Below are 25,425 nucleotides of genomic sequence, written 5' to 3' on the forward strand. Positions count from 1 at the left end.
GACCGCGCGCCCCGCTTGACCTCGCGTCAGTCGTTCTGCAGCAGGATGCCGTCCTGGATGGCGCGCTTGCGCAGCGCCACCTTCGTGCCGACGTCGTAGCCGGCGACGCGGTACTTCTCGCGGATCCGCTTGAGGTAACTCTTGGCCGTCTCGTCCGAGATCCCGAGCTGGAACGCCACGGCCTTCACCGGCTCGCCCGCGCCGTAGAGCGCCATCACGCGGCGCTCCTGCGCGCTGAGCTTCGGCGCGCCGCCCAGTTCGCCGGCGTTGAGTGCCAGGTCGAGCTCGGCCGAGATGAACGACTCGCCCTTGCTCGCGGCGCGGATGGCCTCCACGATCATCTCGGCGTCTTCGCTCTTGACCAGGTAGCCGAGCGCACCGGCGGCCAGCGCCTCGCGCACGACGGCCGGCTCCGAGTACGTGCTCATCAGCACGGTTCGCACGCCCGTCGTCTTCAACGTCGACAGCTTGAGCGAGATCGGGATGTTGTCTTTGAGGTCGAGGTCGAGCAGGACGACGTCGACGGGGAACTCGGGGTGGGTCAGCAGCTCGGGCCAGCTGGCGACGGCCGCGACCATGCGGATGTCGTCCGCTGCACCGCGGATCCACTCGGTGAGGGCACCGAGCAGCATCTTGTGATCGTCGACGATCGCGATTCTGATGGGGGGAGCCTCGCTCATGAGCAGCCTTTCTTCCTACGGGTGGTCGGCTGGATCAGGTCAGCTCGGCCGTTGTGTCGCTCACGGTGGTGATCTCGATGCGCAGCGCCGAGTCGGAGAACGACTCCGTGTGTCGCCCCACCTTACGGATAGCTTGCCACGCCGCAGGGTCTACCCCGTTTCGCGGCACACCGGTGGTCGTGATCACGATGGCCATCGTGGCGCCGGTGGCGACGGCGGAGCCCGCCGCGACCTGCGGCCCCGCCGCCCGCTCGATGTCGAGGCTGAGCGTGCGGGCCTGGCCGGCACCGGAGCGCACCGGGTCGCTGATCAGCAGCCAGACGGCGGTCAGGAGGCCGTCGCGTTGATCGCGCGTGAGGCCGGCGGCGAGGCCGTCGGGGTCGGTCAGGGTGACGGTGGGGCCGAGGAGCGCCGACTCCGTCACCGCGTGGTACAGCCAGGTCTCCTTGCGGCCCTGGATGAGGTGGAGCCGCAGCTCGGTGGCGATACTGGCGGCGGCGTCTGCCGTGGCCTCGTCGAGCGGCAGAGCCGTGCGACCGGTCGCGACGCCGTCGAGGAGCCGCTCGGCCGCCAGATCGAGCCGCGCGAGCTCCTCCGAGGCCATCATCCCGACCGCGTAGCCGGGGGACGAGACAGTGCTCTGCACCTGCACGAGGTCGAGCTCCAGCTGTACCAGCGTGCTGAGCGAGCGCACGATCTGCATGCCGACCAGGGGAGGCGCGATCGCGATGGCCACGGTGGCGATGCCCGGGCCGAGCATCTGCAGGTCGCCCAGAGAGCGGAACAGCAGCACACCCGCCAGCACGAGGCCGAGCACCGCTGTCGCGATGACGACGTCGCGGGCCGGCCGTACGGGGACGCAGAGCAGCAGGGCCGGACCGACCGCGGCGGCGGCCGTGAGCGGAATCCACGCCGACGACGAGGCGGTGCCGACCACATCGAGCCCCACGACGGCCGCCCAGAGCACCAGGGCGGCGGCGAACAGCCAGTTCGGCAGGAGGTCGGGCAGCCGGAAACGCAGGACGAGCGCCGTCACCAGCGTGACGAGGAGCACCCCCCAGGCCGCCAGGCTCGCCAGGAGGTCGGGATACTCCGGCGCCGAGATCAGCAGGATCGCGAAGAGGAAGACGATGAGCGCGGTCGAGGCGACGTTGAATCCGAGGTCGAGGCGCGCGCGGCCGAGCGCGTCGCGTTCCTGTCGGCCGCGCGGGAGCGAGGCGGAGCCGGCCGCCCCGGACCGGCGGGAGCCGAGCAGTCCGCGCCCCATCGGGATGGTGCGGTCGTCCGGGGTCACTTGGGCACCTCCAGCACCACGGTCGTCCCGCTGCCGGGCGACGAGAACAGTCGCGCGTTGCCCCCCACGTCGCGCAGGCGCGCGACGATGGACTCGGTGAAGCCGAGCCGGCCCTCCTCGATGCTCGCGACGTCGAATCCCTTGCCCGCGTCGGTGACCATAGCACGCACCGTCGTCTCGTCGTCCGTGATCGTCACGTGGGCCTCGTTCACTCCGGAGTGCCTGCGCACGTTCTCGAGGCACTCGCCGAGGGCCAGCAGGAACGAGTCGAGGACGTCGCTCGGCAGCAGCACCTGACCGGCACCGTGCCAGTTGACCTCCAGTCCTATCCTCCGGAAGCGCTGCTTCACCGACTCCAGAGTGTTGCCGAGCGTGGACTCCTCGACGGGCTTGAGACGGTAGTCGCCGGATCGGGTCGGATCCGGTGTGAAGCCGAGGCGCAGCTGGCGCAGGAGGGCGGCGTCCTCCGCGGCCTGCTCGCGCAGCGCGCCGACGCTGACGCCGACGCCGGAGTGGGCGAGCAGCGTGAGCGTGGCGAGCACAGTGTCGTGCAGGAGTCGCGCGCCCTGGCGGCGGCGCGCCTCGGTCTCGCTGGCCTGGCGCTCGACGCGGTAGGCGCGACTCATCGTCGAGATGCGCTTGAGCGCGCGCGGCACGGTGCGGGCCAGCCAGATGCCGGTGGCGGTGAGGGCGACCCAGCCCGCGATGATGAAGGCCAGGATCTCGACGAGACGCGAGCCGGTGAACACAAGGGTCGTCACGCTGGCACCGAGCGTGACGACGCCGGCGAGGATGGTCACCGCGGTGCGGCGACGGGAGGTCGGCCCCAGCAGCGACACGCTGGCGACGCCCACCGCGCCGACCACGCCGATCGTGGTGACCGCCGACGGCCCGAGCTGCGCGCCCGGCAGCAGGTTCAGCAGGATGATCCCGACGCCGGAGACGACGATCACGCACATCCATAGCGTCAGTCGGACGAGCGCGGCGAGCTGGAACTGCGCAACCCCCATGCAGGCGAGCAGCACCAGCGAAGCGAAGTAAAGGGGCAGCGGAATCGTGCCGGGGACGCTGAGGGTCAGCAGCGTCGTCGCGGTGGCGGCGAGGCCGACGGTGCGGGCGGTGGTGGCGAGAAGCCGATCACGCTCCTTCTGGATGCGCGACATGCCCCTCCGTTCCCGTCAGGCCGCGAACAGCCTCCTCAATTGCCCGGTGATGGCATCGTCTTCGATCAGGAACGCGTCGTGACCGAAATCCGAGCGGATCACCACCGGAACTCTACCGTCGATCGTCTCAGGGAGGTGGGAGGCGATGAGCTCTTGTCCTTCGACGGGGAACAGCCTGTCGCTGTCGATTCCGACCACGAGGGTGCGGGCGGTCACCCGGGAGAGCGCAGCGGCCAGCCCGCCGCGTCCGCGCCCGACATCGTGCGAGTTCATCGCCTCGACGAGCGTGAGATAGCTGTTCGCGTCGAAGCGGCGCGTGAACTTGTTGCCGTGGAAGTCGAGGTACGACTCGACGGCGAACCGGCCGCCGCCTCCGAGCGGGCTGATTCCGCTCTGCCACGCGCGTTCGAACCGCTCGTTGAGCTCGGACGGGCTGCGGTAGTTGAGCAGAGCCATTCGCCGGGCGAGCGCCAGCCCGCGGTGCGGTCCCTCGCCGTCCTTCTCGTCGTAGTAGTGGCCGCCGTGGAACAACGGATCGGTGCGAACGGCCTCGATCTGCACCGAGTTGAGCGCGATCTGGTCGGCGGTGGAGAACGGGGGAGCGGCGATCACGGCCAGCCGCTCGACGCGGTCGGGGAAGGAGACGGCCCACTCGAGCGCCTGCATGCCGCCCATCGACCCGCCGATCACAGCGGCCCAGCGCTCCACGCCGATCGCATCGGCGAAGGCGGCCTGGGCGTTCACCTGGTCGCGGATGGTGGTGAACGGGAACCGCGGGCCCCACTCGGCGCCGTCCGGCGCGATGGAGGCGGGGCCGGTGGTGCCCTGGCAGCCGCCGAGCATGTTGGGGACCACGACGAACCAGCGGTCGGTGTCGATCGCCTTGCCCGGACCGATGACGCCCTGCCACCAGCCTGCGGTCGGGTGCCCGGGGCCGGAGGCGCCGACGGCGTGGCTGTCGCCGGTGAGGGCGTGCAGCACCAGGACGGCGTTGTCGGCCTCCGGCGAGAGCTCGCCCCAGGTCTCGTAGGCGACGCGCACGAAGGGCAGGGTCTCTCCGCTCTCGAACGCGAACGCGCCGATGCCCGCGAACCGCCGCGACCCCTCCGGGTCGGACTCCTTCCACGCTCCGCTCGCCGGGGGCTTGCCCAGCAGCGATCGCGCCTGAGCCTCCGTGATGAAGCTCGAGGGTGCCGTGTCCGCCGAGGTCTGCCACTCCATGCGTTCATTCTCGCGGAGCGCGGGGGCGGACGGCGCACTGTTACGGCGGGCGCGTCAGCGGGAGGTGCGGTCCGGCCCCGGGTCGTCGCCGTCGGCGTCCGCCCGGTGGTGCTCGTGTTCGTGCTCGCGCCGCCGCTCCCTCGCCTGCTGCGTCTGCTCGCTGAGGTAGCTCACGATCGTGGCGCTCGCGGTTCCGACGATCGCGATCCCGCCGATCATCAGGACGACCGCCAGCAGCCTGCCGGTCAGCGTCACCGGGTAGTAGTCGCCGTAGCCGACGGTCGCCATCGTGACGCACGCCCACCACAGCGAGTCGCCGAACGAGTGGATGTTCGAGCCGGGGGCGTAGCGCTCCACCTGGTAGACCGCGAGCGAGATGACGTAGATGAACATCAGCACGAACGTGCCGGCGATCACGAGGACGCGCCTGCGCAGGTGGCTGCCGGAGTTGCCGCGCAGGCTCGGCAGCCGGAACAGGTCGACGATCAGCCGGAACGGCCGCGCGACCGGGATGAGCACCGAGAGCAGGTCGACGACGTTGTGGCGCACGAAGTCGCCCTTGTCAGCGGCGAGGCGCAGACGCACGATGTAGTCCACCAGGAACGCCACCCAGATCAAGGCGAGCAGCCCGATCAGCAGCCGGTAGAGGCCCTCCGACATGCTCGGATCGAGCACCGTCCACGAGTAGGCGATCAGGAACGCGACGCTCGCGAGGATGCCCGGCCACACCGTGGCCGCCTCCCACCGCTTGCGTCTCGCGTCGTCCGACATGTCCGTCCCGGAGCTCCTCAGTCCTTGACCGCCAGGCGGCCCTTGGCGAAGCGGTGAGGAGCCGCCTGCGCCACCGGCTTCACCACGATCAGGTCGAGGTCGACGTGCCGGGGCAGCTCGAGCGCGTGCACGATGGTCTCCGCGATGTCCTCGGCGGTGAGCGGCTCCGGCACGTCCTCGTAGACCGCGTCCCGACGCGCCCGGTCGCCGCCGAACCGAACGAGCGAGAACTCCTCGGTGGCGACCATCCCCGGCGCCACCTCGACGACCCGGATGGGCTCGCCGTTCAGCTCCAGGCGCAGCACCTCGGTGAGCGCGTGCTGGGCGAACTTGGCGGCGTTGTAGCCTCCGCCGCCCGCATAGGCGGTGTGGCCCGCGATCGACGTGAGGTTCAGGATGTCGGCGTGGCCGGACTCCCTGGCCCCCTCGCGCAACAGCGGCAGCAGAGCACTGATCACGCGCTTGGTGCCGAGCACGTTGATCTCGAACATCCACACCCAGTCGTCGGTGCTGGAGGCCTCGACCGAGTCGAGGCCCTTGGCCCCGCCCGCGTTGTTGACGAGCGCGTGGATCGGGCCGGTCGCCGCGAGGTGGTCGCGCAGCGCGTCGACGTCCTCCTGGCGGGTCAGGTCGGCGGCGAAGACGTCTGCGCCGGTCTCGGCGGCCAGGTCGTCGAGGCGGTCCCGGCGGCGGGCGACGCCCACGACCTCCCAGCCCCGTTCGCGGAAGAGGCGGACCGTCGCCGCACCGATCCCCGAACTCGCTCCCGTCACGACCACACGCCTGCTGCTCATGCTGCATATTCTCACGGGTTACGGCATGTTTCGGCAGCGTTGCCCGCGCGGGGCCGCGAGTCTAGCGTGTTACCGACCACCGAACGGTGCCCCACCCGAGCAAGGCCATCACCCGAACGAGGAGCTCACGCCATGACCGATGCCGCCACCTGGCAGTTCGAGACCAAGCAGATCCACAGCGGTGCTGCACCCGACCCGGTGACCAACGCGCGCGCCACCCCGATCTACCAGACCACCTCCTACGTGTTCAACAACGCGGAGCACGCCAAGAACCTGTTCGCGCTCGCCGAGTTCGGCAACATCTACACGCGCATCCAGAACCCGACCCAGGCGGTCGTCGAGGAGCGCGTCGCCGCGCTCGAAGGGGGCACCGGAGCCCTCCTCGTCGCGTCGGGCCAGGCGGCGGAGACCTTCGCCGTGCTGAACATCGCGCAGGCCGGCGACCACATCGTGTCGTCGAGCTCCATCTACGGCGGCACGTACAACCTGTTCAAGTACACGCTCGCCAAGCTGGGCATCGAGACCACGTTCGTCGAGAACCAGGACGACGCCGAGGAGTGGCGCCGCGCGGTCCGCCCGAACACCAAGCTGTTCTTCGCCGAGACCATCGGCAACCCGAAGATCAACATCCTCGACATCGAACTCGTCGCCGGAGTGGCGCACGAGTCCGGTGTGCCGCTGATCGTCGACAACACCATCGCGACGCCGTACCTGATCCGCCCGTTCGAGCACGGCGCCGACATCATCGTGCACTCCGCCACCAAGTTCCTCGGCGGCCACGGCACGGTCATCGGCGGCGTGGTCGTCGACGGCGGGACGTTCGAGTGGTCGAAGAACGCCGAGAAGTTCCCCGGCCTGACCCAGCCGGACCCGTCGTACCACGGAGCGGTCTACACCGCGGCCGTCGGTGACGGCCTCGCCTACATCATCAAGGCCCGCGTGCAGCTGCTGCGCGACCTCGGATCGGCGATCGCGCCGGCCAGCGCCTGGCAGCTCATCCAGGGCATCGAGACCCTGTCGCTGCGGGTGGAGCGCCACACGCAGAACGCGCAGGAGATCGCGGAGTTCCTGGAGGCGCACCCCGACGTCGCGTCGGTCAACTACTCCGGCCTGCCGACCAGCCCCTGGTACGCCGCCGCCAACAAGTACGCCCCGAAGGGCGTCGGCGCGGTGCTCTCGTTCGAGCTCAAGGGCGGTGTGGATGCCGGTGCGGCGCTGGTCGACAACCTGTCGCTGTTCAGCCACCTGGCGAACATCGGCGACGTGCGCAGCCTGGTCATCCACCCGGCGTCGACCACGCACTCGCAGCTGACCCCGGAGCAGCAGCTCACCGCGGGCGTCACGCCGGGCCTGGTGCGCCTCTCGGTCGGCCTCGAGAACATCGACGACCTGAAGGCCGACCTCACCGCCGGCCTCGCCGCCGCCCGCGCGGTGGTCGAAGCCTCCCGCGTCTGACGCAAACCACTGCCGAGGGGCACGTCGTTGTCACTCTTCCGCCCGGAAAGTGACGACGACGTGCCCCTCGGTGCGTGTGGATGACGCGTCAGGCGCGCGCGAGCGCGACGCAGGCCCGGAGGAGGGCGATGGACTCGCGCGCGTCCGCGGTCGTGAACGTCTGGCGGTCGCCTGCGCGGTCGCGCACGGCGCGGTCGAGGAGGTCGGCGTGCTCGGGCCAGCGTTCGGCGGCCGCGCGGGCGGCGGCGGTCTTCGACACGATCCGCCCGGTCTCCATCGTCTCCACCAGCCGGATCGGCCCGAGCACCAGCCAGCGCACGGTCTCCGAGCGCACGGTATCGCCCTCCGCGCGGTCGGCGAGCTCGGCCTCCGCACTGTCGCCGATGCGGTCCCAGTAGTCGACGAGGTTGGCGCGCGAGTGCGCGACGATTCCCGTAGCGGTGCCGGGATGGCGGTCGGCAGCCGGTGTCCAGATCACGTCGCCGCCGTCGGCGATTCCCTGAACGCCGTCCTCCAGCTCCCGCCAGGTAACCCAGCTCAGCTGGCCGCCCGCGAGCGCGGAGACCAACACGCCCTCGACCACCTGCGGCGCCGTCTGCACCGACTCCGGACCGCGGGCGATCTCCGACTCGGTCAGGTAGACGCCGTCGATGTGCGGCGTCGACTCCGCGTGCAGGGTGGCGAGCGCGGGGAGGTCGTCCACGGGGTCGCGCGTGACCACGAACACCACGTCGATGTCGCTGACCCCGTCGTGCCAGTCGTCGGTCGCCGCCGAGCCGGTGACGACGGCGCGGCTGACCAGACCGGGGGCGATGCGCCGCTGTTCGAGGAGGAAACGGGTGAGAGCCTCACCGACCTGCGGCGGTAGTGGAGTGTCCATCGTTCCCACTGTCTCGTCCGGTCAGACGATCGCAGCCTCCGCGTCGGCGAATGCCAGGCGCGGTACGAAGAAGAGGAGGATCGCGGCCACGAGCGCGCCGAGGCCGCAGATCGTCCAGACCAGCATGTAGCCGAACAGGCTCGCGGCGGTGGCCGTGACCGTGGCCGCGCCCGTCAGCAGCACGACACCGAACACGGCCGAGGCGAACGAGCCTCCGATCGTCTTGGTCGTGTTGGTCATCGCGGTGGCGACGCCCGTCTGCCCGCGTGGAGCTGCGGCCGCCGCGGCGGCGGGGAGCGCACCGACCAGCGCACCGGAGCCGATTCCCGCGATCGCCATGTTGGTGAACACCTGCCACGTCTCCGCGTGGAACGGCAGGAACAGGAGGTAGCCGATCGCCACCAGGAATGACGCCGCGATGAGGGTGACGCGCGGGTTCAGCCACGACGACACCAGCGGGAAGAGCACGGCGCCCACGATCATCGAGATCAGGTACGCGCCGATCAGAATGCTGCGCTGGCCGGCACTGAGGCCCAGACCGTAGCCGTTGACGGGATCCGTTCCCGCGAACGTGCTGAGCGGTGCCTGGGCGCCGAGGAGGCTGATCCCGATGAGGCCGGCCGTCAGCTGGACCGGCCACATGTTCGGCCGGCGCATCACGCGGAGGTCGATGGCCGGATCCTTCTGCTTCAGCTCCCAGCGCCCAAACGGCAGGAACGCGACGACACCGAGCAGGATGAGAGCCCAGACCCACCAGGTGCCCACCCCGTTGATCCGGAGGAAGGTCAGCCCGGAGGTGATCAGCAGCAGAGCCAGCGTCAGGAGCAGGAAGCCGACGCCGTCGAGCGTGCGGCCGCGGACCGGCTCCGACTCCGGCACCCCGAACAGGATGGCGAAGAACACCAGCGTGACCGCCACGGCCGGCACCATGAGCGTCAGGGCGACGTTCTGACCGAGCGCCTCGAAGAGCAGGCCGGCGCCGATCGCGCCGACGATCGCACCGACCTCCAGAGCCACCACCAGCAGGCCGGCGGCGCGGCGGGTGCGCGACGCGGCCGTGCCCGTCCGGCGGCCGCGGTCGAAGATCAGCGCGATCTCCAACGGCAGCCAGACCACGTAGAAGCCCTGCAGCGCGAACGCGAGGAGGTAGGTCGGGAAGTCGTGCGAGAAGGCGAGAGCCCAGCTGGCGAGCGCTGTGAGGACTGTGGCGATCAGCAGGATGCGCTTGTGACCGAACATGTCGCCCAGCTTGGCGAGCACAGGGACGACCAGCGCGGAGAGCAGCAGCTGGGCCGCCTCGAACCAGTTGTAGTCGGCGTCGTGGATGCCGAGGTGCTTGACGATGTCGGAGATCAGCGGCACGTAATAGCCCTGCAGGATGCCGCTGGTGAGCTCGACCAGGGCGAGCCAGCCGATGAGGGCCGCCGTCGCGCCGATCGCGGTGGTCGCCCGACGCTGGCCGACGGTCTTCTCCGATGTCATGCGCGGATGCTAACACCTGCCTCGCCCTTGTACGGTAGAGACGTGGCCAGCGAACTCGACGATTCAGGTACAGGCGTTCTCGCGGAGACCGAACGGGAGGTCCTGGGCTGGCTCGAGTTCGGCGAGGCGTCGCGTCATCTCGCCGGGGAGGTCGTCGAATCCGGCTTCGAACCCGACATGGTCGTGGCCATCGCGCGCGGCGGCCTGCTGCTCGCCGGTGCCATCTCGTACGCCCTCGGCATCAAGGCGTGCGGCGCGCTCAACGTGGAGTTCTACACGGGCGTCGACTCGCGCCTTCCCGAGCCGGTGGTGCTGCCTCCGATGCTCGACTCCTCCGCCCTCGAGGCCAAGCGGGTGCTGCTGGTCGACGACGTGTCCGATTCCGGCCGAACCCTCGCCCTGGTGGTCGACCTGATCGCGGCCTCCGGTGCCGACGTGCGCACCGTGTGCCTCTACTCGAAGCCGCACACCGTGCTCGAGCCCGATTTCGTCTGGCGTCGCACCGACCGCTGGATCACCTTCCCCTGGTCGGCGCTCCCGCCCGTCACCTCCGCCACGCACTGAGCGTCGTGGCCCCGAAGCTCTGATGGCACGGAAACTCTGATGCCGAAGTCCCTCACCGAGCTCGCCGCCGGCGGCTCGATGGATCCCGGCTGGGCCGGAGCACTCGCTCCCGTCGCCGACCGGATCGCCGCGATGGGCGACTTCCTGCGCGCCGAGGTCGCCGCGGGGAGGCCGTATCTGCCGGCCGGCGAGAATGTGCTGCGCGCGTTCCGAGCGCCGTTCTCCGATGTGCGCGTGCTCATCGTGGGGCAGGACCCGTATCCGACGCCCGGCCACCCGATCGGCCTCTCGTTCGCGGTGGAACGGCACGTGCGCCCGATCCCGCGCAGCCTCCAGAACATCTACCGCGAACTACGCGACGACCTCGGCGTCGTTCCCCCGCAGCACGGCGACCTGAGCGCCTGGTCGAACAGCGGTGTGATGCTGCTCAACAGGGTGCTGACCGTGCGGCCGGGCGCTCCCGCCTCCCATCGGGGCGCCGGCTGGGAGCCGATCACCGAACACGCCATCCGCGCGCTGGTGTCGCGTGGCACACCGTTCGTGAGCATCCTGTGGGGGAGGGACGCCTCCACGCTGAAGCCCTTGCTCGACGGGAACCCGGTGATCGAGTCGCCGCACCCGAGCCCGCTGTCGGCTTCCCGCGGCTTCTTCGGATCGCGGCCCTTCTCGCGCAGCAACGCCCTCCTGGAGCGGCTCGGCGAACAGCCGGTGGACTGGTCGCTGGAGCCGTAACGCGGCCGAAACGCCGCACGACGTACTCTTGTCGTGCACACTACGGAGGTCGCAGTGCTGGAAGAGGAATACGAGTCGCGTCGGGTGCTCCCGCGTCACCTGCGCAAGCCGGAGCCGCAGGAGGCGCCGTTCGACTACACCCTCCGCGAGGCACGGCCGGAAGACCTTCCGCACGTGCGCGAGATCTACAACCACTACGTCGCCAACAGCACCGTCACCTTCGACGAGGATGCGATGACGCTCAAGGAGTGGAAGGACAAGTTCGCCTACCTCCACAAGCTCGGCATGCCGTTCATCGTCGCCGAGTCGTCCAGCGGGCAGATCCTCGGCTACGCCCTGGTGACGCCGTGGAAGCAGAAGCGCGCGTACCGATTCACGGTCGAGAACTCGATCTACCTGGGCGCGGCCTCCACGGGCAAGGGCCTCGGGCCCGTGCTCATGCAGGAGCTGATCGACCGGTCGAAGGCTGCGGGCCTCAAGGAGATGATCGCCGTCATCGCCGACAAGGGCGCGGAGGCCTCGATCAAGATGCACGAGAACTTCGGCTTCACCGAGATCGGCCGGATGGGACGGGTCGGCTACAAGTTCGAGCGCTGGCTCGGGACGGTGCTGATGCAGAAGTCGCTCAAGTAACGCTTCGGACACGCGTGCCGCGGCGGCCTTCGTCGTGCGATAGCCTGCAAAGGTGCCGAGGCGACTCGGTCGTATGAACCCGGGGGAATATGCGTCGCACGTCTGTCTCCGCTGCCGCGCTCGCGGCAGTGGTCGCCCTGATTCTCGCGGGGTGTGCCGCGCCCGCGCACGAAGCCACTCCCTCCGCAGCGACGCCCCCACCGACGCCGACGCCGACGTCGAGCGCGGCGGCGGCACCGACCCTGCGTGTTCCGGCGACCTGTGACCAGTTGGCGTCGGCGAGCGTGCTCGCCGACGGATTCCGTACAAAGGTCGTCGCGCAGAAGGTCACACCGCCGCGGAGTCCCGCCGCTTACGCCGACGAGAGGGTAGGAGCCCTGTCATGCCGCTGGGAGTCGCCCGAGCGCTGGCCTGGCACGACGCAGGCGGCGATCAACGCGTGGCTTACCGTCGTGCCCGGAGCGACGAGCGCGGCTGTCGAGCACGAGAAGACCGGCGGATGGGGTCCGGGGACGCCGCTCGACAATGCAACCGAGGGTTTCCAGTTCTGCGCGCGCGAACAGTTCCAGCTGTGTGGTTTCGTCGCGCGAGTCGGAGGCTACGGCATCTCCGGCGGTGTCTGGGACTACGGGGATGCGACCTACGAATCCCAGTCCGCCGCCCTCCACGCACTCGTATCGTCGAGCATCCCGTCCGTTGCCGGCCTCCCGTCGCCCGTCGCGCTCTGGCAGCCCACATCCGCCACACTGCGTGGAGCCTCCGACTGCGACGGACTGCTGACCCCCGACCAGATCAGCGCGGCGACCGGCCGGGAGGACGCGTACGAGGTCAAGGCAGACGGTGGTGAGAACGCGCTCTCGACGCTGGAGGCGAACGGGCTCGTCGGCTCCTACTATTGCGCGTTCAGTGTCGGAACCGATCAGGGGGTCCGCGCCTCTGTGCTCCCGGGCGGTGCGTCGTATGCGCTCGCCACACGACCGGCCGACGCGGTCGATGTCGCCGGACTCGGCACGTCGGCATATCGGACCAGCGACGAAATCGACGTCATCGCCGACTCAGGATGGGTGCAGGTGAGCGCGTCCCCCGGTTCTGCCGACGGTGCTGCACTGATCGCACTGGCGAAGCAGGTGCTCGCGAACGTCTCTGGCTGAGGGACGCCTTGACGGTTTGTGCTGTTCGTGTTCGACGGCGCGCACATCACCGTGCAGGCCAACGCTGCCGGAGCACGCGCTGTCGAATACACCTTCACGGGCGACGAGTTCCGAGAGGGATGTACACGGGCTGGTCCGAGCTCCCGTTCGTCGTTCAGGCCGTCGAGCGCTGGTTCGGCGACGGAGCCGATCGCCCGCGCGTCCGGCGTGGCGATCGACGACCTCTTCTACGGGGAGCACCGCTGCGGATCGTGGCAGGCGCAGAGCCAGCGGTGGCGGCTACCGAGCCCTCGAGGTGCTGCTGAAGGCGCGTCACCGCGTGGGGCGCGGGCTGCGCCGGCTCCGGATGGCCTGACACTCACCGAACTCCTCCCGTCGGGGGCCCGCGGGCCGCTAGGCTCGCCCCGTGACCACCGCCACCTCCGACACCGGCCAGGTCGCCTCCGCCGCGCCAGCGACGCCCGCGAACCTCCCGCTGCGCAAGCGCCCGTTCGACATCTTCTTCGTCGTGATGTTCTCGCTGTTCAGCCTGACCTGCATCATCAGCGATGCCATCCCGACCCTCGGCATCCCGCAGACGGCGACGACGACGAACATCCTCGCCCAGTGGAACTACACGTACTCGTCGCAGTACGACCCGCTCTACATGCACGAAGCGCTGTGGCTGAGGTTCATCACCGGCACGAGCGCGTTCGTCTACCTGCCGTTCTACATCCTGCTCATCGTCTGCCTGGTGAAGGGCTTCAACTGGATCCAACTGTTCTGCGTGATCTACGCGACGATGATCATCAGCCTGACGGCCATCCCGATCTTCGGCGTCGAGTTCTTCGGGCCGGTGGGGGAGCGCACGCCGAACCCCGTGGTCTTCCTGCTCTACAACGGCCCCTACGTGCTGGTGCCGCTGCTGCTGCTCATCCGGATGCGCAAGCCCATGCCGTTCACCAGGAGGTTCTGACATGCCGCTGCTGGAAGATCTGTCCGTCTACGAGGACGGCGACGTGTTCTCGGTCTACGACCACTCGTACGAAGACGAGGACGCCGTGCCCGACCGCGGCCGCCCGCTCGGGACGATCGCGCGCACGGCCGGGGGCGACTACGTGCCGGACGGAGTGGGCGCGATCTTCCCGTGGGTGCAGCCGGCACGGACGCTCGACGACGCGCTGGCGGCGTTCGTCGGCTGAGCCTGCGCGTGGGCCTCAGTTCAGGAGGCCGGGTGGCGACCGCCGAGCTCCAGGAGGCCGACGCCGCCGATCAGCAGAAGCAGGCCGAGGATCTGCACCCAGGTAAGCGACTCCTTGAAGAAGATCCACGAGATCACGGCGATCACGGCCACTCCGACGGCCGACCAGATCGCGTAGGCGACGCCGAGCGGCACTCCGCGGGAGAGCGACTGCGACAGGGCGAAGAACGACGCAACGTAGCCGACCACCACGATCGCGAACGCCCACCATTTGGGGTTCTCGCCCGACGTGAACTTGAGGAACGTGGTCGCGACGACCTCCGTCGCGATGGCGACGGCGAGGAAGATGTAACCCAGCACACCCCCACGCTAGCGATCGGAAGGAATCACGGATGGACGACACGACACGGGTGCGACAGCTGCGCATCGTGGTGGAGGCCGAAGACTACGACGCGGCGCTCGCATTCTTCCGCGACGTGCTCGGCCTCCCCGAGCAGGAGAGCTACGCGGGGGACGGCGGTGCGCGGGTGGCGATCCTCGACGCGGGAAGGGCGACGCTCGAACTCGCGAACCCGGCCCAGAAGGCGATGATCGACGACGTGGAAGTCGGCCGCCCGGTCGCACCGCACATCCGGCTGGCCTTCGAGGTGGGCGACGGGCGCTCTGTCACCGCACGGCTGGTGGAGGCCGGTGCCGAGCTGATCGCGCCGCCGACGATCACTCCGTGGAACTCGCTGAACTCGCGGCTGGCGACGCCGGCAGAGCTTCAGGTGACGGTGTTCCAGGAGCTCGATTCAACCGAACCATAACGATCCGGGCATTCGAACGACCCGAGGGCGGTGATTCTCGTAGGATCAGCCTGATCGGTTCGAAGGGAACCGCGACATCGACGCGACCAGGGGGACGGATGGGAGCACGGCGTTCGGGGCCGGCAGTCGGGCTGATCCTGCTCATACTCCTCACGGCATGCACCGCTCCGACCACCGGCTCGCCGACACGGACGCCACAGCCGGCGATACCGGAACCGACGGCGACCGCCGCCTCTGCCCCGAGCCTCCGGGTGCCGACCACTTGCGATGTGCTAGCCCCGGCCGCGCTGGCAAGCGCCGCCGCCGCCGCGGATGTACGCCTGCTGGAGTGGTCCCCCACCTCGCCGAGCCCGGTCGAGTACTCCGATTCACGGGCGGGCGCGCTGATCTGCGAGTACCAAGGCAACGGTTCGCCGGCCTCGCCGCGGATCGAGCCCGACGTGTTCGTGGGCGTGCTCCCGACCCTCGGCCACAATGAGGGCTTCGGGGACAGTGTGGGCGAAGTGGGGATCGCCGTGACCGGCGACGAGTACTTCAGCTGTCCCGCGTCGTACCCGAACGGGTGCTTCTTCGGCGCGATCATCGGTGGGTATCAGCTCACCGGCACGGTTCAGGTCGCCGACCGCAGCGTCATCGACGCCGCCCAGGCGAGACGCGTCTTCGACACCGCGGAGTCCGTCGTCCGCTCGCTCGCGGAGCCGGCCCCCCTCTGGGAACCGGCCGGCGGCAGCCTCCGTGGGGCGTGGACCGCACAGGAGCTCGCCACCGAGGAGAGCGTCGCCGCCGCTCTCGGTGTTCCGTCCGTCCGCGTCATCAGGGGAGAGGGCGGCGAATACGCGATCAGCCGGTTGCTCTCGACCGCGTTGAGTGGGACATACTGGGCGACCTACGCGGATGACAACCGCCAGGCGATCGTCTCGATCGCCGTTCTCCCCGGCGGCGCGTCGTTCTACGACGAGGCCAAGCGGAGGCCGCTTACGGGGACCACTGATGTTCACGCCGTCACCGGGGTCGGTGACGACGCGTACCTCTCGACATTCCGTCCCACCGTGTCCGGTGCCCCCGGAGACCCGATCCAGTACTTCGACGTCAAGGTGAAGAACAGCTGGGTCCAGGTGAGCGATGCCTCGCCCGCCGTGCTCGAACAGCTCGCACGCGAGGTCATCGCGAACCTGTCTTGAGTCTCCTATGAGTCTGCTGCGCATCCGGTCATGTCGGTCGGCGGCCACCTAGGCTGACGTCGACGACATCGTCGGACGGCCCGCGTGGCGGGTCGGCCGAGTGAGGCCGATGGCACAAATCGTGGCCGGGAGCAGTGCTCCCGGCCACGTCCATGTCCGGCGGTCCCTGAGCGGGTCAGCTGCGCGGGGTCGCCCTCGCGAGCACCGCGTAGCCGGCCGCGGCCGCGAGTGCGGTCGGAACGAGCAGCCAGGCCGTCACGCCGACCGGGCCGTTAGCGACCAGCCAGTCGCCGACCGCCGGCCAGCTGCCGGTGAAGGTGATCAGCGCCGCCCCGCCCACGAGCACCAGCGTCAGGCCGGCGAAGAAGCCGAGGACGCCGTACATGCGCCACCGCATGAACAGCGAGGCCGAGAGCGCGCCGACCGCGAAGAAGAACAGCATCAGGCCGAACACGGAGAACAGCCGGCCTGCGAAGTTCTCGTCGGCGAAGTACACCGACGTGAACAGGTGGCCGCCGAGGCCCCAGCCGTTCGTCCACTCCTCGATGGTCGAGAGGAGCGTGAAGCCGATCGAGTATCCCGCGGAGAGCAGCAGGAAGGTGAGGCCGGAGCCCAGGGTGAAGTCGCGGCGGGTCACGCTGTAGCCGAGCGCGAACGGGAACGTCGCCGAGATCACCTGGATGCCCACCACGAGCATGTAGACGAAGATGTAGAACGCTCCGCCGCTCCACTGCGTCCCCTCCAGCGCCTTGGCCCGGTCGGCCGGCGCGGTGGCGCCCCAGATGATCCACCAGATCAGCCAGTTGACCAGCCAGATGAAGAACATGATCATCACCGGCACCCAGATCGTGGTCCACTTGTTCACCAGGTTGAGGCGGACGACGCGCCAGATGCGCGCGCCGACACCCGGGCCGGCGTTCTGCGCCGGGGCGCCGGGGTTGTGCGTGATGGCGGTCATGCGCTCTGCTCGAATTCTGTCTCACGGACGTTGGTCTTGCGGACGATGAGTTGCTGGAGGGAGACCGGGGCGAGCTCGAGACCGGCTGCGGCCGCCTCGGTGCGCTCGGCCGGGCCGAGACCGGAGACCGTCACGGAGGCCAGGCCGCCGATGCCGTCGCGGTGCAGCACCTCGCGGCCTCCGACGAACGCGTCTACCGCGGTGCGCGGCCCGACGACGGTCGTGGCGGACGAGCGGAGCGTCTCCGCATCGTCGTCCATCAGGATGCGGCCCTGGTCGATGACGATGACGTGCTCGAGGAGGTTGGCCACCTCGTCGATCAGGTGCGTGGAGAGCACGACCGTGCGCGGGTGCTCTGCGAAGTCTTCCAGCAGCCGATCGTAGAAGAGCTGGCGCGCGACCGCGTCGAGTCCGAGGTAGGGCTCATCGAAGAACGTCAGCGGAGCCCGCGACGCGAGGCCGACGATCACGCCGACCGCCGACAGCTGGCCACGGGAGAGCTTCTTGATGCGACGGGTCAACGGGACCCGGAACTCCTCGATGAGCTGGTCGGCCAGGTCGGCGTCCCAGTTCTCGAAGAACCACGGTGCGCTGCGGAAGACGTGCCGCGGCTGGAAGTCTTCCGGGTAGCGCTGGCTCTCCTTGATGAAGCAGATGTTCTGCAGCACGCGTGCGTTCTCGGTGGGCTTCTCTCCGAACACCCGGATGTCTCCGGCGGTGACGAAGTCCTGCCCGGTGATGAGCTGCATCAGGGTGGTCTTGCCCGCGCCGTTGCGGCCGAGGAGGCCGTGGATGCGGTTCGGCTTGATCGTGACGGAGACGTCGTCGATCGCGGTGAACGATCCGAAGCGCTTGGTCACGTTCGAGACCTGCACCGCTGGAGCGATGGAGGTCGGTGCCGGGGTCGCGCTCATGCGCTGATTCCTTCCTTCTGGATCATCTGGCTGATCTGGTCGGGGTCGATCCCGAGCTTCGCCGCCTCGGCGAGCAGGGGTCGGAGGTATTCGTCGCGGAACGCCTCGCGCCGCTTGGCGACGAGCCGTTCGCGCGCGCCATCGGAGACGAACATGCCGATTCCTCGCTTCTTGTAGAGGATCCCGTCGTCGACGAGAAGGTTGACGCCTTTGCCGGCCGTGGCCGGGTTGATCCGGTAGAAGGCCGCGAACTCGTTCGTGGACGGCACCTGCGTCTCGGGCGGGTAGACGCCTTCGATGATGTCGTTCTCGATCTGCTCGGCGATCTGGACGAAGATCGGCTTGCCTTCTTCGATCACGCGAACCTCATGGGTTCATTAGTCATGTAACTAACCATGCAACCAACCCCGGGTGCGTGTCAAGAGATCTGCCGCAAATGTCCCGATCGAGGCCGCCAGAGAGCACATTCGGCGCAAATCCGCCGTTCGCGGCCTAGCGTTGAGGCATGGCGGAACTGCATGAGCTGACGGCATTGGAGTTGTGGCAGGAACTGCAGACGGGACGCGTCTCGCCTCGGGAGCTGGCCTCGCACTACCTGGATCGCATCGAGCGGCTCAACCCGCAGCTCGGCGCGTTCGTCACAGTGACGCGGGAGCGTGCCCTCGCCCGGGCGGACGAAGTCGCCGAACGGGTCCAGAAGACGTCACCGCTGTGGGGGCTGCCGTCCGGCGACAAGGACCTCTGGATGCGCGCCGACGTACCCACCGGGTTCGGCTCGCGGGTGATGGCGGGATTCGTGCCCGACGTGTCCGACGAGATCGTCGAGACGCTCGACGCGGCCGGGGCGGTCAGCCTCGGCAAGACCAACGCGCCGGAGTTCGGCCTCCCCGCGTACACCGAGTCGCTCGCGGCCCCGCCCGCGCGCAACCCGTGGGATCCCGCGCTCGGCGCCGGCGGATCCAGCGGTGGCGCCGCCGTCGCGGTCGCGAGCGGGATGCTGCCGTTCGCGCCCGGCTCCGACGGCGGCGGCTCCGTGCGCATCCCCGCGGCGGCTTGCGGGCTGGTCGGCATCAAGCCGTCGCGCGGGCTCGTTCCGGCTGGGAGCGGCATCGACTCGCTCGCCGGGTTGGTGGTGGACGGCCCGCTCGCGCGCACGACGACCGACGCCGCCCTGCTGCTCGACGGGATGATCGCGCGGGTGGGCGGCCGCATCGACCATCACTACACGCTGCGTGCGCCCTATGACGATGACGGGCCCTTCCTCGGCACGGCCGTGCGCGGCGAGGGGCGCTTCCAGCTCGGCGTCATGACGACCTCCGCCTGGGACGACGCCTACGACATCACGATCGCCCCGGAGGCGCGGGCCGCGCTGGACGTCGCCGTCGAGGCCCTGACGGGGATGGGGCACGGGATGGAGGAGACGGCGCTCGACCCCGATCCGACGTACGCGCCAGCGTTCCGGACCATCTGGCAGGCCGGTGCGGCGCGCATCCCGGCAGAGGGAGAAGCTCTCGCTCTGCTCGAGCCGCTCACAGCGTGGCTCGTCCAGCGCGGACGTGCGATCAGTGCGCGCGAGCTGAGCGAGGCGCTGAGCGCGCTCACCGCGTACGAGCGGTCGTTCATCCGGCAGCTCGCGTCGTTCGACGCCGTGCTCACACCCGCACTCGCCCTCACGCCACGGCCGGTCGGCTGGTACGACTCGGAGGACGGCGAGCGCAACTTCGAACAGCAGGTGCTCTACACGCCGTTCACGTCGATGCTGAATGTCACTGGACTCCCGGGCATCGTGCTACCGGTGACGCAGACGGAGGGCGGGCTGCCGATGGGCGTTCAGCTCATCGGTCGCCCGGGAGGCGAGCGCGCACTGTTGTCGCTGGCAGCACAGCTGGAGCGTCGCATTCACTGGGAGAGGCGCCGGCCGCCGGTCTGGTGAGGTCGCTCTGCGCGACGCGAGCGGGGCCCCCGAATGGTGTTCGGAGGCCCCGTGTCGTGGTGGTGGTGTCAGGGTTGTGTCGTCAGAGCTTCAGACTCGGTGCGAGGATGTGCGCCGTGTACGAGAAGCCGTCGATGACCTGGCCGGCACTGTTGTAGACGGTCACCATGAGGTGGTTGCCGTTCGAGCCGCCGAAGTCGGCGGTGGGAATCGAGAACGTCGCCTTCTGCGGCGCCGCCGTCGATGTCTTCAGGTACTCCGCGAACTCGCCCTTCTTGGGACTCCACATCGTGACCTTGACCGTGGTGCCAGGCTGACCCTTGGTGACCGCGAGCGTCGCAGTGAGAGTCGTTGCGGACTTCTTCACCAGGGTCGGCGTCGCGAGCCCCGGGGTGGTCGCGAGAGTGACGGGAGCGCCCAGGAAGCCGGCGATCGGTGCGCCCTGGCCGTCGATCTTGACACCGGCGGCGTTGAAGACCTCCACATACAGCTGGTTCGTCAGCCCGGCGCCGACGAAGTCGGCCTTCGGGACCGTGAACGCGACCGTGCCGGCGACGGCGGCCGAGGCGACGACGCCGTAGTCCTTGACCGGCACGCCGTTCGCGTCGGACACGGAGGCGCGGACGGTTCCACCGGTAACGGCGGAGACGGTGGCGTCGATCTGGTAAAGGCCTGGCGCGTAGGTCACCTCGTGCGAGGCGATCGAGGTCAGCGAGCGCGCGGGCGTGGTCGCGTTCGCCGCGGTGATCGGGGCGAGGGCCAGGGTTGCGGCGACGGCGATGCCGGCGAGCGCTTTGACGGGGGAAGTGCGCAATGGGTCTCCAATATTCGGTGTGATGCGTCGACCGAGAGTCGACACACTCGATGTCTAGCAAGTTAAAATCTTACACATTGACAACAGACATGGATATTCACGTCGATCGGCGCGAGGGAGACGGCCGTCGCCAGACCGTGGTGCGGAGCGCTACGATGCCCGCGTGGACGATCGGGAGGGGTTCCGCCCGGTCCTCGGCGAGGCGGCGTCATTCGCCGGTGACTGGCTCGACGGCGTACGCGAGGGAGCGATTCCTCCCCGCGCCGACATCGACGCGGTCGCGGACGCCCTCGGCCGCGACCTCCCCGCCCGCGGGCCGTCGCCCGAGGCGGTCATCGCCCACCTGGCCGCAGCCGTCGAGCCCGGCCTGATGCGGATGCATTCGCCACGTTTCCACGGTTGGGTGATCGGGGGAGCGCAGCCCGTCTCGCTCGGAGCCGACTGGCTGGTGTCGGCATGGGATCAGAACGCGGGCCTGCGGTCGCTGTCGCCGGGTGTCGTGGCGGCGGAGGAGATCGCGGCGTCCTGGCTGCTCCGGCTGCTGGGGCTTCCGGACGGTGCGGAAGTGGGCTTCGTCACCGGAGCGACGGCCGCGAACCTGGTCGGGCTGGTCTGCGCGCGTGACGCGACGCTGCGCCGGTCCGGCTGGAACACCGCCGTCGACGGCCTGGCCGGCGGCCCGCGCGTGCGGCTGCTCGTCGGCGCGGAGCGGCACGGTTCGATCGACGGCGCGGCACGGCTGGCCGGGCTCGGAGGGGGACGGGAGGTCGCCGCAGACGACCAGGGCCGGATCCGCCTCGACGCCCTCCGTGCCGCGCTCGCCGACGGCGATGGGCCCGCGATCGTCTGCCTGCAGGCGGGGAACGTGCACTCCGGATCGTTCGACCCCTTCGCCGAGGCGGTCGAGATCTCCCATGCAGCGGGTGCCTGGGTGCACATCGACGGCGCCTTCGGGCTGTGGGCAGCCGCCGCACCGCGGCTGCGTGCGCTCACCGCGGGGATGGGCGGGGCGGACTCCTGGGCGACCGACGCGCACAAGACGCTGAACGTGCCGTACGACTGCGGCGTCGCGGTGGTGGCGCGTCCGGAGGCGATGCACGCTTCGATGGCCCAGCATGCCGCCTACCTGCAGTCGTCCGCCGGCATCGCCGACCCCAGCGACCGGGTGCCGGAGCTGAGCCGCCGCGCCCGCGGCGTCCCGGTCTACGCCGCGCTGGCCCAGCTGGGACGCGACGGTGTCGCCGACCTCGTGCAGGGCCTCGCCGACGCCGCGACGGTGATCGCGGACGGACTGCGCGGCCTCGCCGGGGCGGAGGTGCTCAACGACGTGGTCTACACCCAGGTCTGCGCCGCCTTCGGCGACGACGAACGCACCCGCCGGGTCGGTGACGCGTTGCGCGCCGGCGGAATCGCCCTGGCGTCGCCGTCGCAGTGGCGCGGTCGCGCGGTCCTCCGGCTCTCCGTCAGCAACTGGCTCACCGACCGCCGTGAAGCGGAGCGCACGGTCGAAGCGGTGCGGGCCGCGGTGGAGAAGGTCGACCGACTCCGGTGAACTGGCATGCTACGGTTCTCTGCATGCAGGCGCTTTCCTACGCATATCTCCCGGCTCTGGTCAGAGCCGGCGTCGTGTAGCGCGCTGTTTCGTATCTGGTCAGAGCCCTGAAGGCAAGGACATCCGTCCTTGCCTTTCGTGTATCCGCGGGAGGCTCTGGCCCGTCCATCCCTCTCGCCCGATGGAGAGGGAGACGCATGTCTCACGCAGACGATGTCCTGGAGCCGATGTGGCGGACGATCGACTCGATCGTCGACGAGGAGGGTCTTCGACGGCGCCTGGACGCCGGCGAGAAGCTCCGTATCAAGTACGGCGTGGATCTGACGGCTCCGGATCTGCACCTCGGGCACGCCGTGAATCTCTGGTTGATGCGCCACCTCCAGAGCCGCGGGCACACGGTCGTCTTCCTGCTCGGTGATCTCACCACCCAGGTCGGTGACCCGACCGGCAAGTCGGAGACGAGGCCGGTGCTGTCCCGGGAGGCGATCGAGCAGAACGCTGCCGCCTTCCTGGACCAGGTGTCGATAGTGCTCGACACCGACCCGGCCGTGTTCGAGGTGCGCCGCAACTCGGAGTGGTTCGAGCGGATGCCCATCCCGCAGCTGCTCGGGCTGTTCAGCCTGACGACCAACGCGCAGCTCATGGCACGCGACATGTTCCGGGAGCGCGTCGCGAACGGCCGGGAGATCGCGCTGCACGAGCTGACCTACCCGGTGCTCCAGGGCTACGACAGCGTCGCGATCGACAGCGACCTGACCATCGTCGGATCGGACCAGCTCTTCAACGAGATGATGGGTCGCCAGCTCCAGCAGCGCCTCGGAGCGCGACAGCAGGCGATCATCACCACGGTCATCACACCGGGACTGGACGGCGGCCCCAAGCAGTCGAAGTCGCTCGGCAACTACGTGGCTCTGACCGACGCCCCCGCAGACAAGTTCGGCAAGATCATGAGCCTGTCCGACGAGCTCGTCGGTGTCTGGGCCGGCGCGTACACGACTCTCGACGATTCCCGGCTCGCAGAGCTGGAGCGCGCCGTCGCCGCCGGCGGCCCGGCGGCCAGGGACGCGAAGCTGACGCTCGCCGAGGCCGTCGTCGCGCGCTACCACGGCGCGGCGGCCGCGAGTCACGAGCGCGAGGCCTTCCTGAGCGTCTTCTCCGACGGTGCCGCCCCTGTCGACATTCTCGAGGTGGACGTCGCTGCGGAGACCGTCACTGTGCTGGCGTTGCTCGAACTCGTCAGACCGGACCTCTCCCAATCGGCCAGGCGGCGCCTCCTCGCTCAGAACGCCGTCCGCATCGACGGGGAGCCGGTCAGCGACCCGGGGCTGTCGCTCACTCTCCGTGACGGGACCACCGTGCGCACCGGGCGACGGTCGTGGGCGCGGATCCGCGTGGGCAGGAACGTGTAGGGAGAAAGGAGCGGCGGTGCCGAGCAGTCTCTCGACGACCCGGTCTCACCGCCCTGCCGCGTACCCCTGCATCCCGCGCGGATTGGCCGCGGCCGACAGCACGCCCGTCGCGGGGTCACTGCCCACCGACGAGAGCCGACCCAGCGTCCAGGCGCCCGCTCGCGTCACCACGTGACCGCGCGCCTCCAGCCCCGCGATCACCTCGTCGGGGAGCCGCTCCTCCACGACGGCTCCGGCGGGCACCCACGTGCGCGGCCAGAACGACTCCGCCAGCGACGTGGTGTGAAACGCAGGGGCGTCGATCGCCTGCTGCGGCGTGTAGCCGCCCACGATGGTCCGGAGCAGGTAGAGCAGCTGCCACTGGTCCTGCTGGTCGCCGCCCGGCGAACCCAGCGCGAGAACGGGCAGCCCGTCCCGCAGGACCAGGGTGGGCGTGAGCGTCGTGCGCGGCCGGTGCCCCGGCGTGAGCGTCGACGCGGAGCCCTCCTCCAGTGAGGTCATCTGCAGGCGCGTGCCGAGGCAGAAGCCGAGCGCGGGGATCGTCGGCGACGATTGCAGCCAGCCGCCGGAAGGCGTCGCGGAGACGATGTTCCCCCAGCGGTCGACCACATCGAGATGGCACGTGTCTCCGCGGGTCTCGCCGGTGGGCGAGACGGTCGGCTCTCCGGCCCCGGCGACGGCGGTGGACAGGGGAGGCCGGTAGGCGGTACGCAGCGGCGGCAGGAACGGAGTGCCCCCCGGCACGACGCCCGGCCGGAACTCGGCGGAGGCGCGATCGCCGATCAGGGCGCGGCGCTCGGCGATGTAGCCGGGGGCGAGCAGTTCCTCAACCGGAACCGCCGCCTCGCCGAAGTACGCGTCGCGGTCCGCGTAGGCGAGCTTCTGCGCCTCCAGGATCGTGTGGGCGCCCAGCTCGGTCGACGGGTCGAGGTGCTCCTCGTCGAAGCCGTCGAGGATGGCCAGGGTCTCCAGCAGCGCCGGTCCCTGTCCCCAGGCTCCCGTCTTCGCGATCGTGAAGCCACGGAACTCCAGAGTCGTCGCCGGTTCGTACCCGGCCCGGAACGCCGCGAAGTCGGCTTCGGCGATGACCCCGGCGTGGTCGGTTCCGGGGGAGTGCCGGTGCGGGATGCGGGCGAAGGCCGCCGCCTCGCGGGCGACGTGGCCCGTCGCCCACTCGGTTCGCGCGGCCTCGACCCGTTCCTCTCTGGTCGACGCCTCGTCGCCGGCGGCGACCAGGCCGCGCAGCACGCGCGCGTACGCCGGGTTCGTGATCAGCTCGCCCGGCTCGGGGATGCGCCCGCCCGGCATCCATTGCTCCGCCGACGTCGGCCAGTGCTCGGCGAAGAGGCCGGCGACCGTGCGGATCGTCGCGCACACGCGCTCCAGCGCGGGGTGGCCGTCCTCCGCGTAACCGATGGCGAACGCGAGCACCTCGGCGAGCTCCCAGGTGCCGTGGTCCTTCAGCAGCAGCAGCCACGCGTCCACCGCGCCGGGCACGGCTGCCGCGAGCGCCCCGGCGCCCGGCACCAGCTCCAGTCCCTCGGCGAGGTAGTGCTCTCGGGTCGCCGCGGCCGGTGCGGGGCCCTGCCCGGCGAGCACGACGGGCGTCGGGTCGTCCGCCGTGGCGAACAGCGCGACGAGGTCGCCGCCCGGGCCGTTCAGGTGCGGCTCGACCACGTGCAGCACGAAGGCCGCGGCGACGGCGGCGTCGAACGCGTTTCCGCCGCGCTCCAGCACGGCCTGTGCGGTCGCCGTCGCGAGCCAGTGCGTCGAGGCGGACATTCCGAACGTCCCGGTCAGCGTCGGTCGGGTGGTCACCGCTGGAGGGGGCGTGAAGGTCATGCGGCCAGTCTGC

26 protein-coding genes are annotated in these 25,425 nt (G+C 69.8%); 12 read left to right on the forward strand and 14 right to left on the reverse strand.

All coding sequences use genetic code 11. The features are described 5' to 3' along the window. Window positions 1-26 precede the first annotated feature (26 nt). From JNB50_RS00245 to JNB50_RS00270, 6 genes are read right to left on the reverse strand one after another with little or no spacing between them, the layout of a single operon-like run. Complete coding sequence (locus tag JNB50_RS00245; protein WP_055918427.1) at window positions 27-680, reverse strand: response regulator transcription factor; 654 nt, start codon at window positions 678-680, stop codon at window positions 27-29. Between the two features lie 34 nt (window positions 681-714). Further along, on the reverse strand, window positions 715-1,974 hold the full coding sequence (locus JNB50_RS00250) for a hypothetical protein (protein ID WP_307794541.1): 1,260 nt from the start codon (window positions 1,972-1,974) through the stop codon (window positions 715-717). Next, entirely contained in the window at window positions 1,971-3,137 is a 1,167-nt protein-coding gene (locus JNB50_RS00255; protein WP_208038110.1) for a sensor histidine kinase, read from the reverse strand. The genes JNB50_RS00250 and JNB50_RS00255 overlap by 4 nt, the downstream gene beginning before the upstream one ends. Before the next feature lie 15 nt (window positions 3,138-3,152). Next, entirely contained in the window at window positions 3,153-4,358 is a 1,206-nt protein-coding gene (locus JNB50_RS00260; RefSeq protein WP_208038111.1) for a homoserine O-acetyltransferase, read from the reverse strand. A 54-nt stretch (window positions 4,359-4,412) separates the two neighbouring features. Beyond that, complete coding sequence (locus tag JNB50_RS00265) at window positions 4,413-5,129, reverse strand: potassium channel family protein (RefSeq protein ID WP_208038112.1); 717 nt, start codon at window positions 5,127-5,129, stop codon at window positions 4,413-4,415. A gap of 17 nt (window positions 5,130-5,146) precedes the next feature. Beyond that, on the reverse strand, window positions 5,147-5,923 hold the full coding sequence (locus JNB50_RS00270) for an SDR family oxidoreductase (protein ID WP_208038113.1): 777 nt from the start codon (window positions 5,921-5,923) through the stop codon (window positions 5,147-5,149). Between the two features lie 132 nt (window positions 5,924-6,055). On the opposite strand from JNB50_RS00270, the gene JNB50_RS00275 reads away from it, so the two are divergent. Then, window positions 6,056-7,378 carry a bifunctional o-acetylhomoserine/o-acetylserine sulfhydrylase gene (locus JNB50_RS00275; protein WP_208038114.1) on the forward strand — a complete coding sequence of 441 codons (1,323 nt, stop codon included), beginning with the start codon at window positions 6,056-6,058 and terminating at the stop codon, window positions 7,376-7,378. A gap of 88 nt (window positions 7,379-7,466) precedes the next feature. Here JNB50_RS00275 and JNB50_RS00280 read toward each other — a convergent pair whose 3' ends face one another. Together JNB50_RS00280 and JNB50_RS00285 are read right to left on the reverse strand one after the other, a co-directional pair. Next, on the reverse strand, window positions 7,467-8,258 hold the full coding sequence (locus JNB50_RS00280) for an aminoglycoside adenylyltransferase domain-containing protein (protein ID WP_208038115.1): 792 nt from the start codon (window positions 8,256-8,258) through the stop codon (window positions 7,467-7,469). 21 nt (window positions 8,259-8,279) lie between these two features. Continuing rightward, the gene (locus JNB50_RS00285) at window positions 8,280-9,740 is read right to left on the reverse strand and encodes an MFS transporter (protein ID WP_208038116.1); all 1,461 of its coding nucleotides are present in this window, start codon (window positions 9,738-9,740) and stop codon (window positions 8,280-8,282) included. Window positions 9,741-9,782: 42 nt separating this feature from the next. On the opposite strand from JNB50_RS00285, the gene JNB50_RS00290 reads away from it, so the two are divergent. The 6 genes from JNB50_RS00290 (at window position 9,783) to JNB50_RS00315 (ending at window position 14,001) form a co-directional block, all read left to right on the forward strand. Then, on the forward strand, window positions 9,783-10,304 hold the full coding sequence (locus JNB50_RS00290) for a phosphoribosyltransferase (protein ID WP_208038117.1): 522 nt from the start codon (window positions 9,783-9,785) through the stop codon (window positions 10,302-10,304). A 39-nt stretch (window positions 10,305-10,343) separates the two neighbouring features. Then, the gene (locus JNB50_RS00295) at window positions 10,344-11,036 is read left to right on the forward strand and encodes a uracil-DNA glycosylase (RefSeq protein ID WP_208038118.1); all 693 of its coding nucleotides are present in this window, start codon (window positions 10,344-10,346) and stop codon (window positions 11,034-11,036) included. A gap of 54 nt (window positions 11,037-11,090) precedes the next feature. Next, the gene (locus JNB50_RS00300; protein ID WP_208038119.1) at window positions 11,091-11,669 is read left to right on the forward strand and encodes a GNAT family N-acetyltransferase; all 579 of its coding nucleotides are present in this window, start codon (window positions 11,091-11,093) and stop codon (window positions 11,667-11,669) included. 89 nt (window positions 11,670-11,758) lie between these two features. Further along, window positions 11,759-12,820 carry a hypothetical protein gene (locus JNB50_RS00305; protein WP_208038120.1) on the forward strand — a complete coding sequence of 354 codons (1,062 nt, stop codon included), beginning with the start codon at window positions 11,759-11,761 and terminating at the stop codon, window positions 12,818-12,820. Window positions 12,821-13,226: 406 nt separating this feature from the next. Continuing rightward, window positions 13,227-13,775: a DUF2781 domain-containing protein gene (locus tag JNB50_RS24865; protein ID WP_208038121.1), complete on the forward strand. Its 549-nt coding sequence runs from the start codon at window positions 13,227-13,229 to the stop codon at window positions 13,773-13,775. A gap of 1 nt (window position 13,776) precedes the next feature. After that, window positions 13,777-14,001 (forward strand): hypothetical protein, encoded by a 225-nt coding sequence (locus JNB50_RS00315; RefSeq protein WP_208038122.1) that lies wholly within the window; start codon window positions 13,777-13,779, stop codon window positions 13,999-14,001. A gap of 20 nt (window positions 14,002-14,021) precedes the next feature. Here JNB50_RS00315 and JNB50_RS00320 read toward each other — a convergent pair whose 3' ends face one another. Then, window positions 14,022-14,360 carry a multidrug efflux SMR transporter gene (locus JNB50_RS00320; protein ID WP_208038123.1) on the reverse strand — a complete coding sequence of 113 codons (339 nt, stop codon included), beginning with the start codon at window positions 14,358-14,360 and terminating at the stop codon, window positions 14,022-14,024. A gap of 32 nt (window positions 14,361-14,392) precedes the next feature. Between JNB50_RS00320 and JNB50_RS00325 the strand changes: the two genes are divergently transcribed. Next, a complete protein-coding gene (locus JNB50_RS00325; RefSeq protein WP_208038124.1) occupies window positions 14,393-14,809 on the forward strand; it encodes a glyoxalase/bleomycin resistance/extradiol dioxygenase family protein in 417 nt (138 codons plus the stop codon). 269 nt (window positions 14,810-15,078) lie between these two features. Next, window positions 15,079-15,990, forward strand: a complete 912-nt coding sequence (locus JNB50_RS00330; RefSeq protein WP_208038125.1) for a hypothetical protein — start codon at window positions 15,079-15,081, stop codon at window positions 15,988-15,990. 175 nt (window positions 15,991-16,165) lie between these two features. On the opposite strand, the gene JNB50_RS00335 is transcribed toward JNB50_RS00330, so the two are convergent. Genes JNB50_RS00335 through JNB50_RS00345 form a run of 3 tightly spaced genes read right to left on the reverse strand, consistent with a single transcriptional unit; the run spans window position 16,166 to window position 18,221 of the window. After that, the gene (locus tag JNB50_RS00335) at window positions 16,166-16,948 is read right to left on the reverse strand and encodes a hypothetical protein (RefSeq protein WP_208038126.1); all 783 of its coding nucleotides are present in this window, start codon (window positions 16,946-16,948) and stop codon (window positions 16,166-16,168) included. Beyond that, window positions 16,945-17,862: an ABC transporter ATP-binding protein gene (locus JNB50_RS00340; RefSeq protein ID WP_208038127.1), complete on the reverse strand. Its 918-nt coding sequence runs from the start codon at window positions 17,860-17,862 to the stop codon at window positions 16,945-16,947. Before JNB50_RS00340 ends, JNB50_RS00335 begins: the two co-directional genes overlap by 4 nt. After that, window positions 17,859-18,221, reverse strand: a complete 363-nt coding sequence (locus tag JNB50_RS00345) for a GntR family transcriptional regulator (RefSeq protein ID WP_208038128.1) — start codon at window positions 18,219-18,221, stop codon at window positions 17,859-17,861. Before JNB50_RS00345 ends, JNB50_RS00340 begins: the two co-directional genes overlap by 4 nt. A 146-nt stretch (window positions 18,222-18,367) precedes the next feature. Between JNB50_RS00345 and JNB50_RS00350 the strand changes: the two genes are divergently transcribed. Beyond that, on the forward strand, window positions 18,368-19,795 hold the full coding sequence (locus tag JNB50_RS00350) for an amidase (RefSeq protein WP_208038129.1): 1,428 nt from the start codon (window positions 18,368-18,370) through the stop codon (window positions 19,793-19,795). An 82-nt stretch (window positions 19,796-19,877) separates the two neighbouring features. Here the strand turns inward: JNB50_RS00350 and JNB50_RS00355 are convergent, their stop codons facing one another. Further along, window positions 19,878-20,609: a hypothetical protein gene (locus JNB50_RS00355; RefSeq protein ID WP_208038130.1), complete on the reverse strand. Its 732-nt coding sequence runs from the start codon at window positions 20,607-20,609 to the stop codon at window positions 19,878-19,880. Window positions 20,610-20,772: 163 nt separating this feature from the next. Here JNB50_RS00355 and JNB50_RS00360 point away from each other — a divergent pair, with 163 nt between their 5' ends. Then, window positions 20,773-22,161: an aminotransferase class V-fold PLP-dependent enzyme gene (locus JNB50_RS00360; RefSeq protein WP_208038131.1), complete on the forward strand. Its 1,389-nt coding sequence runs from the start codon at window positions 20,773-20,775 to the stop codon at window positions 22,159-22,161. Between the two features lie 197 nt (window positions 22,162-22,358). Then, a complete protein-coding gene (tyrS, locus tag JNB50_RS00365; RefSeq protein ID WP_208038132.1) occupies window positions 22,359-23,570 on the forward strand; it encodes a tyrosine--tRNA ligase in 1,212 nt (403 codons plus the stop codon). A gap of 45 nt (window positions 23,571-23,615) precedes the next feature. Here tyrS and JNB50_RS00370 read toward each other — a convergent pair whose 3' ends face one another. Continuing rightward, window positions 23,616-25,412 carry a gamma-glutamyltransferase family protein gene (locus JNB50_RS00370; RefSeq protein WP_208038133.1) on the reverse strand — a complete coding sequence of 599 codons (1,797 nt, stop codon included), beginning with the start codon at window positions 25,410-25,412 and terminating at the stop codon, window positions 23,616-23,618. Window positions 25,413-25,425: the final 13 nt, after the last annotated feature.

Origin of the sequence: Leifsonia sp. TF02-11, from assembly GCF_017565305.1 — a bacterium.
In the GTDB taxonomy this organism is placed as follows: Bacteria; Actinomycetota; Actinomycetes; order Actinomycetales; family Microbacteriaceae; genus Leifsonia.

Coding starts and splice junctions, on each gene's coding strand:
- JNB50_RS00245 (WP_055918427.1), bottom strand. CDS start 680: ATGAGCGAGGCTCCCCCCATCAGAATCGCGATCGTCGACGATCACAAG.
- JNB50_RS00255 (WP_208038110.1), bottom strand. CDS start 3,137: ATGTCGCGCATCCAGAAGGAGCGTGATCGGCTTCTCGCCACCACCGCC.
- JNB50_RS00260 (WP_208038111.1), bottom strand. CDS start 4,358: ATGGAGTGGCAGACCTCGGCGGACACGGCACCCTCGAGCTTCATCACG.
- JNB50_RS00265 (WP_208038112.1), bottom strand. CDS start 5,129: ATGTCGGACGACGCGAGACGCAAGCGGTGGGAGGCGGCCACGGTGTGG.
- JNB50_RS00270 (WP_208038113.1), bottom strand. CDS start 5,923: ATGAGCAGCAGGCGTGTGGTCGTGACGGGAGCGAGTTCGGGGATCGGT.
- JNB50_RS00275 (WP_208038114.1), top strand. CDS start 6,056: ATGACCGATGCCGCCACCTGGCAGTTCGAGACCAAGCAGATCCACAGC.
- JNB50_RS00280 (WP_208038115.1), bottom strand. CDS start 8,258: ATGGACACTCCACTACCGCCGCAGGTCGGTGAGGCTCTCACCCGTTTC.
- JNB50_RS00285 (WP_208038116.1), bottom strand. CDS start 9,740: ATGACATCGGAGAAGACCGTCGGCCAGCGTCGGGCGACCACCGCGATC.
- JNB50_RS00295 (WP_208038118.1), top strand. CDS start 10,344: ATGCCGAAGTCCCTCACCGAGCTCGCCGCCGGCGGCTCGATGGATCCC.
- JNB50_RS00305 (WP_208038120.1), top strand. CDS start 11,759: ATGCGTCGCACGTCTGTCTCCGCTGCCGCGCTCGCGGCAGTGGTCGCC.
- JNB50_RS00315 (WP_208038122.1), top strand. CDS start 13,777: ATGCCGCTGCTGGAAGATCTGTCCGTCTACGAGGACGGCGACGTGTTC.
- JNB50_RS00325 (WP_208038124.1), top strand. CDS start 14,393: ATGGACGACACGACACGGGTGCGACAGCTGCGCATCGTGGTGGAGGCC.
- JNB50_RS00335 (WP_208038126.1), bottom strand. CDS start 16,948: ATGACCGCCATCACGCACAACCCCGGCGCCCCGGCGCAGAACGCCGGC.
- JNB50_RS00340 (WP_208038127.1), bottom strand. CDS start 17,862: ATGAGCGCGACCCCGGCACCGACCTCCATCGCTCCAGCGGTGCAGGTC.
- JNB50_RS00350 (WP_208038129.1), top strand. CDS start 18,368: ATGGCGGAACTGCATGAGCTGACGGCATTGGAGTTGTGGCAGGAACTG.
- tyrS (WP_208038132.1), top strand. CDS start 22,359: ATGTCTCACGCAGACGATGTCCTGGAGCCGATGTGGCGGACGATCGAC.
- JNB50_RS00370 (WP_208038133.1), bottom strand. CDS start 25,412: ATGACCTTCACGCCCCCTCCAGCGGTGACCACCCGACCGACGCTGACC.